This is a genomic window from Pseudomonas sp. 05T35 (genome assembly GCF_056396605.1).
This window is the reverse complement of the sequence record NZ_JBFTLU010000201.1, coordinates 1-7,750: the sequence shown is the minus strand read 5'-3', so window position 1 is coordinate 7,750 and position 7,750 is coordinate 1. Positions and strand designations below refer to the sequence as shown.

Below are 7,750 nucleotides of genomic sequence, written 5' to 3'. Positions count from 1 at the left end.
GTGTGGACACTGCCGGTGTCGCCGAAGTACTTCTCGCCGCCCTTCAGGTAATGCATTTTCAGCTGCACGTTCATCGGGTGCGGGGTCCAGCCGAGGAAGGTCACGAACTTCTGCTTTTTAACCGCGCGGGACACTTCGGCGAGCATCGCCTGTTCGCTGGATTCGATCAGCTTCCATTGGCCGAGGTCGAAATCGTTCTTCTTGATGATCTCTTGCAGCGAGATGTTCGCCGGTGCGCCGGAGCCGATGCCGTAGATCTTCTTGTCGAACTTGTCGGCGTATTTGTTCAAGTCGGCAAAGTTATGCACGCCGGCGTCCCACACGTAGTCCGGTACCGCCRGGGTGAACTCGGTGCCATCAAGGTTCTTCGACAGTTGGGTGACATCGCCATTGGCCACGAACTTGTCGTAGAAGCCCTGCTGCGCCGGCATCCAGTTACCCAGGAACACATCGACCTGGCCGTCCTTGAGCCCGCCAAAGGTGATCGGCACCGCCAAGGTGTCGACCTTGGCCTTGTAGCCCATGCCGTCCAGCAGGAAACCGGTGATAGCGTTGGTCGCGGCAATGTCGCTCCAGCCGGGGTCCGCCATTTTCACCGTGTCGCAACTCTGCTCGGCGTAGGCCGAAACGCTGCTCAAGGCCAGCAGCCCCGCCGTCAGTACTGTGGATAACTTTTGCATGTTCTTCCCCTTACGTTATTGGTTTTGGCAGGGTTGTGGATAACGTGCTTTGCGCTCCAGATCATCGAGGTCGATGTGGTTGCGCATGTATTGCTGGCTGGCGTCCACCAGCGGCTGGTGATCCCAGCTCTTCAGCTTGCCGAGGGTCAGCGCCTGGGCGACGAAACGTCGTCGACGCTGGCTGGCAAGCACCTGTTGGTGGATTTCCGGGATATTCCATTTAGCCCGTGCTTCGGCGAGAAAATCGTCGAACAACTGACGATGTTGCGTGGATTGGCTGAGTTCCTCCTGTTCATGCGGGTCGTTGTGCACGTCGAAGAGCAGGCACGGGTCGTCTTCGCTGTAGATGAATTTGTACGCGCCACGGCGGATCATCATCAGTGGACTGATGGTGCCTTCGGCCATGTATTCACCAAACACTTCGTCGTGTCCGCCCTGCCCTTGCAGGTGCGGCACCAGCGAGCGACCGTCCAGTGGCAAGCCGGGTTCCAACGTGCCTCCGGCCAGTTCCACCAGGGTCGGCAGCAGGTCGGCGGTGGACACCGCAGCGCCGACTCGCCCAGCGGCGAACTGCCCCGGTGCGCTGACCAGCAGCGGCACGCGGGCGGCCATTTCGAACCAGTGCATTTTGTACCAGAGCCCACGCTCGCCGAGCATGTCGCCGTGGTCGCCGGAGAAGACGATGATGGTGTCGTCGATCAGCCCCGTATCCTCGAGGGTTTGCAGAAGTTTGCCGACGTTGCTGTCGATATAGCTGCACGCGCCGAAATAGGCGCGCCGCGCATCGCGAATCTTATCCACAGGCAGCGGCTTGTCCCACAGGTCGTACACTTTGAGCAGACGCTGGGAGTGCGGATCGAGATCGGTTTGCGCAGGCGTTTCCGGCAACGGGATGTCTTGGTCGTCGTACAGATCCCAAAAGGCCTTGGGAATGGTGTACGGATCGTGTGGGTGAGTCATCGACACGGTCAGGCAAAACGGCTGGTCACCCTCTTCGCGGATGTGATCGAACAGGTACTGCTGGGCCTTGAACACTACCTCTTCGTCGAAATCCAGCTGATTGGTGCGCACGCAGGGCCCGGCCTGCAGCACCGAGGACATGTTGTGATACCAGCTCGGGCGTACGTCCGGTTCATCCCAGTTCACTGCCCAACCGTAGTCAGCCGGGTAGATGTCGCTGGTTAGGCGTTCTTCGTAGCCATGCAACTGATCCGGACCACAGAAATGCATCTTGCCGGACAGCGCAGTTCGGTAGCCGAGGCGTCGCAGGTAGTGGGCATAGGTCGGCACGTCTGCCGGAAAATCCGCCGCGTTGTCGTAGGCGCCGATCTTGCTTGGCAACTGGCCGCTGACCAGGGTGAAACGCGAAGGGGCGCACAATGGGCTGTTGCAATACGCGGCGTCGAACACCACGCCTTGCGCGGCCAGGCGGCTCAGGTTGGGCAGCTTGATCGGCGATGAACCGTAGAATGGCAGCAGGGGCGCGGCCATTTGATCGGCCATGATGAAAAGAATGTTCTYGCGCTTCATGAGATCGCGGCATTCCATAGTGAGCAGTTATGCGAAAGTGCTGTGATCGAGGATGTAGCCCACACACTTCGCGGTAAAGCCCACGCCCGGCAATGACTAGGATAAGCACAGCTTATGTATGACGCCCTTGGTGATTTGTCCCTGGACCTGTTCCGCGCCTTTGAGGCCGCTGCACGTCACCGCAGCTTCACTGCTGCGGCGGTGGAGCTCGGCACCACGCAGCCCGCCGTCAGCCAGCAGCTCAAACGGCTGGAGGAGCAACTTGGCACGCGGCTGTTCGACCGCATCTACCGTGGCATCGAGCTGACTGAAGCCGGAGCGATTCTGTTCGAGCAGGTGCAGGCCGGTTTGCAGAGCATCGACGCCGGGCTGAATGCGATCAGCGCCCAGCATCAGCACGAGGTGTTGCAGGTGGCCACCGACTTCGCCTTCGCCGCGTATTGGCTGATGCCGCGTCTGCACCGCTTCCACCAAGCCAATCCGCAGGTGGACGTCAGCCTGGTCACCAGCGAACGCAGCCACAACATGCTGCGCACTGACATCGACGTGGCTGTGCTGTTTGGTGATGGGCGTTTCAAGCAGGGCGAAAGTCATTGGCTGTTCAGCGAAGAAGTGTTCCCGGTGTGCAGCCCGCTGCTGCTCAAAGACCGCGTGGTGCCCCTACCCGCCCATGCTTTGCAGGAATTACCGCTGCTGCATTTACGCGGCGAAAACAGCAGCCACTGGTTCGACTGGAGCGGCGTGTTCCGCACCTTGGGCATCGCGACCCCACCGGCACCGGGGCAACTGCGTTTCGACAACTACACACTGTTGATTCAAGCAGCGATTGGCGGTCAGGGCGTGGCGATTGGTTGGCGGCACCTTGTGGATAACTTGCTGGCGCAAGGCTTGTTGTGCCGGCCGATTGCCGAGACGGCGATATCGAGCTTCGGCTATTACGTGGTCTTGCCCCAACGCAAACGCCGCAGCGCGCTGATCCAGCAGTTCGTCGACTGGCTGATGACCGAACAGGCCAGCAGCGCGGAGTCGCTGAGAGGTTTGGCGCTGCCATCGATTGCGGTGTAGCGTTGCGGGTGAGGAATGAATCCCGAGACACGAGAACGCTATGCAACGGATCAAGGGCTATCACGCCCATGTGTACTTTGACGCGAACACCATCGATCAGGCGCGGGCCCTGTGTGAGCAGGCTGCGCAGCTGTTTCCGCTGAAGATGGGCCGGGTGCACGAACGGCTGGTCGGTCCACACCCCGACTGGAGTTGCCAGCTGGCCTTCGCACCGGAACTGCTCGGCGAAGTGCTGCCGTGGCTGGCGCTTAATCGCAAAGGTTTGGTGGTATTTGTGCACCCGGATACGGGCGACGACCTGGCGGACCACACCGACCATGCGATCTGGATGGGTGCGGTTCGGCCACTGGATTTGTCGATTTTTTGAGCAGGTTTGAGAGCTGGGTGGCCTGTCAGGGCCTCATCGCGAGCAGGCTCGCTCCCACAGAGGAACGCATTTCAATGTGGGAGCGAGCCTGCTCGCGATGGCGGTGGTTCGGACTACACAAAACCCTGATCAACACTCAATACAACACACCTTCCAGCACCTCATAAACCACCCCGGTGCCTATGGCGATCAGCACGATGTCGCCGCCCATGCGTCGCCATTCGTAACCTGGGTAATACGGCAAGCGTTCGAGGGCCCGGCTGTCCAGGCGTTCGCCGTAGTAGCCGCGCGGCAAAGGTTGGCCTCTGACCCAGCGAACGCCTGGCGGTGGTGGCGCACCGCGTACGAAATACCCGTGGTTGACGCGGATCACCTCGCGCACCGGACCGAAGTCCTGAGGTGGCCGTCTGTATTCAGGACGGTGATCGCGGTGATCATCGCCGCGATGCTCATACCGCGGGCCGCCGCGATCATGATCGTCACGTTCATCGGCGCTTACGTGGAGCAAGGGTGTGGCGCCGAGCATCAATACACCCAGGCTGGCGATCAAGCGTTTGGGCATTTTCATTTGGGTCTTCCTCAGAGCATCCACAGCAAAAAAAGGGGCTCAGAACTCGGTTCCAAACCCCTGGGTCTTGCTATTTAGTCTGCGGTGCCGGGCACTTAATTCCTCTGTATCAGGAACTTTACTCTTAGCTGACGCGGGCTTTACGCACACCTTCGGACAACGCCGAGCACAGGCCGAGTACGCCGTCGATGGCCTGCTCGGGGGTGGTCGCGTTAGCGATGTGGTCGATCAGCGCTGAACCTACCACCACGCCGTCTGCCAGACGGGCGATGGACGCCGCTTGCTCCGGTGTGCGGATGCCGAACCCGATGCTGATCGGCAAGTCGGTGTGGCGACGCAAGCGGGCCACGGCTTCTTCGACGTGTTCCAGGGTCGCTGCGCCAGCACCGGTCACACCGGCCACCGAAACGTAGTACACAAAACCGGAACTGCCATTGAGTACCGTCGGCAGGCGTGCGTCGTCGGTGGTCGGTGTGGTCAGGCGGATGAAGTCGATGCCAGCCGCTTGCGCCGGGTCGCACAGCTCGGCGTTATGTTCTGGTGGCATGTCGACCACGATCAGGCCATCGACACCGGCTTCCTTGGCATCGCTGATGAAACGCGGTACGCCGTAGTAGTGGATCGGGTTGAAGTAACCCATCAGCACCAGCGGCGTGTGGTTGTTGTCTTTGCGGAACTCGCGAACCATTTGCAGGGTTTTCGCCAGGTTCTGCTTGGCGCCAAGGGCGCGGATGTTGGCGAGCTGGATTGCCGGGCCGTCGGCCATCGGATCGGTGAAGGGCATGCCCAGTTCGATCACATCGGCGCCCGCCGCTGGCAAACCTTTGAGGATCGCCAGCGAGGTGTCATAGCTCGGGTCGCCGGCAGTGACGAAGGTCACCAGGGCGGCGCGGTTCTGTTCTTTGAGTTCGGCGAAGCGCGTTTGCAGGCGGCTCATCAGTGTTTCTCCTGCTGGGACTGATCCATATGGTGCATCACGGTTTGCATGTCTTTGTCGCCACGGCCGGACAGGTTGACCACCATCAGGTGATCTTTCGGCAGGGTCGGTGCGCGTTTGAACACTTCGGCCAGGGCGTGGGCGCTTTCCAGTGCAGGAATAATCCCTTCCAGGCGGCAGCATTTGTGGAAGGCGTCCAAGGCTTCGTGGTCAGTCACCGAGGTGTACTGGACGCGGCCGATGTCATGCAACCAGGCGTGTTCCGGACCGATGCCCGGATAGTCGAGGCCGGCGGAGATCGAGTGAGCATCGATGATCTGGCCATCGTCGTCCTGCAGCAGGAAGGTCCGGTTGCCGTGCAGCACGCCCGGTACGCCGCCGTTCAGGCTGGCCGCATGTTTGCCGGTTTCGATGCCATGACCTGCCGCTTCAACGCCGATGATTTCGACGCTTTTGTCATCGAGGAACGGGTGGAACAGGCCCATGGCGTTGGAACCACCACCGATGCACGCCACCAGGCTGTCCGGCAGGCGACCTTCCTTGGCTTGCAGTTGTTCGCGGGTTTCCTTGCCGATCACCGCCTGGAAGTCGCGGACCATCGCCGGATAAGGGTGCGGGCCGGCCACGGTGCCGATCAGGTAGAAGGTGCTGTCGACGTTGGTCACCCAGTCACGCAGGGCTTCGTTCATCGCGTCTTTCAGAGTGCCGGTGCCGGCGACCACGGGGATCACTTCGGCGCCCAGCAGTTTCATGCGGAACACGTTGGCCTGTTGGCGCTCGATGTCGGTGGTGCCCATGTAGATCACGCAATCGAGGCCAAAGCGCGCGGCCACGGTGGCAGTCGCCACGCCGTGCATGCCGGCGCCGGTCTCGGCGATGATGCGTTTTTTGCCCATGCGCCGCGCCAGCAGGATCTGGCCGATGCRGTTGTTGATCTTGTGCGCGCCGGTGTGGTTCAGCTCTTCGCGCTTGAGGTAGATCTTCGCGCCGCCGCAGAACTCGGTCAGGCGCTCGGCGAAGTACAGCGGGCTTGGACGGCCGACGTAGTCGCGCTGGAAGTAGGCCAGTTCTTCTTTGAACGCCGGATCATCCTTGGCCGCTTCGTATTCGCGGGCCAGGTCGAGGATCAACGGCATCAGGGTCTCGGCAACGTAGCGGCCGCCGAACGCGCCAAACAGGCCGTTGGCATCAGGGCCGTTGCGCAGATTAGTCTGGGTCATGGGGCGCTCCAGTTGAATGTCAAAAAGTTAATTCGTAGCAGGGCAATGGCGTTCACTCTACCCCTGRCGTCCCGGGCTGAAAACCGATAAGATCGCCGTAACCTGTCAGGAAAACTCACAGATATCATGAGCCACGACCTTCCCCCACTGAACGCCTTGCGCGCCTTCGAGGCCACTGCCCGCTTGAACAGCGTCAGTCAGGCTGCGGAGCAACTGCACGTGACTCACGGTGCGGTCAGTCGACAGCTGAAAGTGCTGGAGGAGCATCTGGGGATGAGCCTGTTCGTCAAGGATGGGCGCGGCTTGAAACTCACAGATGCCGGTGTGCGCTTACGCGATGCCAGCAGCGAGGCCTTCGAGCGTTTGCGCACCGTGTGCGGTGAGCTGACGCAAGGTCACGCCGACGCGCCGTTCGTGCTCGGCTGCTCTGGCAGTTTGCTGGCGCGCTGGTTCATTCCACGTCTGGGCAGGTTGAATGCCGACCTGCCGGACTTGCGTTTGCACCTGTCGGCGGGTGAAGGCGATCTTGACCCACGGCGGCCGGGGCTCGATGCCTTGCTGGTGTTTGCCGAGCCGCCGTGGCCTGCGGACATGCAGGTTTATGAATTGGCCAGCGAGCGCATAGGTCCGGTGCTCAGCCCACGTTTTGCCGGTTACGACAGCCTGCGCCAGGCACCAGCCGCTGCGCTGCTCAACCAATCCTTGTTGCACACCACGTCACGCCCGCAAGCCTGGCCCAGTTGGGCGCAGCGCAACGGTCTCGACGCCAAAGCGCTGAAGTTCGGGCAGGGTTTCGAACATTTGTATTATTTGCTGGAGGCGGCGGTGGCCGGGCTGGGCGTGGCGATTGCCCCTGAGCCGCTGGTGGCCGAGGACTTGAAGGCCGGTCGCCTGGTTGCGCCGTGGGGTTTCAGTGAAACCCCGGCGCAACTGGCACTGTGGCTACCCAAGCGCGCCGCAGACGGGCGCGCTCGGCAGTTGGCGCAGTGGTTGAAAAACGAGCTGCGCCAGCCTTAATGGCCGCGTTTGTATAGCAGATATGCGGCCAGCAAACCCAAGGCACCGACCGCGACGCTGGTGGTAGTCCATGGGTGTTCCTGGGCGTAATCGCGGGTGGCGATCCCGGTTTCGCGAGTTTTGACTTTGACTTCTTCGTACGCATCGCTGAGCAGGTGGCGCGAGTGTTTCAGCGCGTTCTCGGCGTTGCTTTTGAGAGCCTTGAGGGTTTTCAGCGACTCGTCCGAGGCATCGTTCTTCAAGCTTTCCAGCGACTTGAGCAGACTCTCGATCTCGGCTTCCATGCTTTGCAATGAGGCTTTACGCAACGAGGTGTTGGYCATGGTGATTCTCCTTCATTGATTGAGTGCGTGTGTTGGTTGGGAC

The 7,750-nt window shown here is 61.0% G+C and carries 9 protein-coding genes; 3 read left to right on the top strand and 6 right to left on the bottom strand.

The window, feature by feature from the left end:
* Positions 1 to 680 (bottom strand): glycine betaine ABC transporter substrate-binding protein (locus AC1DH9_RS16495; RefSeq protein ID WP_477808437.1); only part of this gene is annotated, 680 nt, incomplete at its 3' end.
* Positions 681 to 695: 15 nt separating this feature from the next.
* A complete protein-coding gene (gene betC, locus AC1DH9_RS16490; protein ID WP_477808436.1) occupies positions 696 to 2,210 on the bottom strand; it encodes a choline-sulfatase in 1,515 nt (504 codons plus the stop codon).
* Positions 2,211 to 2,324: 114 nt separating this feature from the next.
* On the opposite strand from betC, the gene AC1DH9_RS16485 reads away from it, so the two are divergent.
* Together AC1DH9_RS16485 and AC1DH9_RS16480 are read left to right on the top strand one after the other, a co-directional pair.
* Positions 2,325 to 3,275, top strand: coding sequence for a choline sulfate utilization transcriptional regulator (locus AC1DH9_RS16485; protein WP_427542185.1), 951 nt, complete (start codon positions 2,325 to 2,327; stop codon positions 3,273 to 3,275).
* Between the two features lie 40 nt (positions 3,276 to 3,315).
* Positions 3,316 to 3,642, top strand: a complete 327-nt coding sequence (locus AC1DH9_RS16480; protein WP_054594904.1) for a DOPA 4,5-dioxygenase family protein — start codon at positions 3,316 to 3,318, stop codon at positions 3,640 to 3,642.
* Between the two features lie 136 nt (positions 3,643 to 3,778).
* Here the strand turns inward: AC1DH9_RS16480 and AC1DH9_RS16475 are convergent, their stop codons facing one another.
* The 3 genes from AC1DH9_RS16475 to trpB form a co-directional block, all read right to left on the bottom strand.
* On the bottom strand, positions 3,779 to 4,210 hold the full coding sequence (locus AC1DH9_RS16475; RefSeq protein WP_427542181.1) for an anti-virulence regulator CigR family protein: 432 nt from the start codon (positions 4,208 to 4,210) through the stop codon (positions 3,779 to 3,781).
* Positions 4,211 to 4,334: 124 nt separating this feature from the next.
* A complete protein-coding gene (gene trpA / locus AC1DH9_RS16470) occupies positions 4,335 to 5,147 on the bottom strand; it encodes a tryptophan synthase subunit alpha (RefSeq protein WP_427531086.1) in 813 nt (270 codons plus the stop codon).
* Positions 5,147 to 6,367, bottom strand: a complete 1,221-nt coding sequence (trpB, locus tag AC1DH9_RS16465; protein WP_477808435.1) for a tryptophan synthase subunit beta — start codon at positions 6,365 to 6,367, stop codon at positions 5,147 to 5,149. Before trpB ends, trpA begins: the two co-directional genes overlap by 1 nt.
* A 126-nt stretch (positions 6,368 to 6,493) precedes the next feature.
* On the opposite strand from trpB, the gene AC1DH9_RS16460 reads away from it, so the two are divergent.
* Positions 6,494 to 7,384: a LysR family transcriptional regulator gene (locus AC1DH9_RS16460; protein WP_427542178.1), complete on the top strand. Its 891-nt coding sequence runs from the start codon at positions 6,494 to 6,496 to the stop codon at positions 7,382 to 7,384.
* Here AC1DH9_RS16460 and AC1DH9_RS16455 read toward each other — a convergent pair.
* Positions 7,381 to 7,707: an ElaB/YgaM/YqjD family protein gene (locus tag AC1DH9_RS16455; protein WP_477808434.1), complete on the bottom strand. Its 327-nt coding sequence runs from the start codon at positions 7,705 to 7,707 to the stop codon at positions 7,381 to 7,383. The two genes, AC1DH9_RS16460 and AC1DH9_RS16455, sit on opposite strands and share 4 nt — an antisense overlap.
* Positions 7,708 to 7,750: the final 43 nt, after the last annotated feature.

Bases quoted from the DNA above. Each gene is read 5' to 3' on its own strand.
- AC1DH9_RS16460 (WP_427542178.1), top strand. From the start codon at position 6,494: ATGAGCCACGACCTTCCCCCACTGAACGCCTTGCGCGCCTTCGAGGCC.
- trpA (WP_427531086.1), bottom strand. From the start codon at position 5,147: ATGAGCCGCCTGCAAACGCGCTTCGCCGAACTCAAAGAACAGAACCGC.
- AC1DH9_RS16480 (WP_054594904.1), top strand. From the start codon at position 3,316: ATGCAACGGATCAAGGGCTATCACGCCCATGTGTACTTTGACGCGAAC.
- AC1DH9_RS16485 (WP_427542185.1), top strand. From the start codon at position 2,325: ATGTATGACGCCCTTGGTGATTTGTCCCTGGACCTGTTCCGCGCCTTT.
- AC1DH9_RS16475 (WP_427542181.1), bottom strand. From the start codon at position 4,210: ATGAAAATGCCCAAACGCTTGATCGCCAGCCTGGGTGTATTGATGCTC.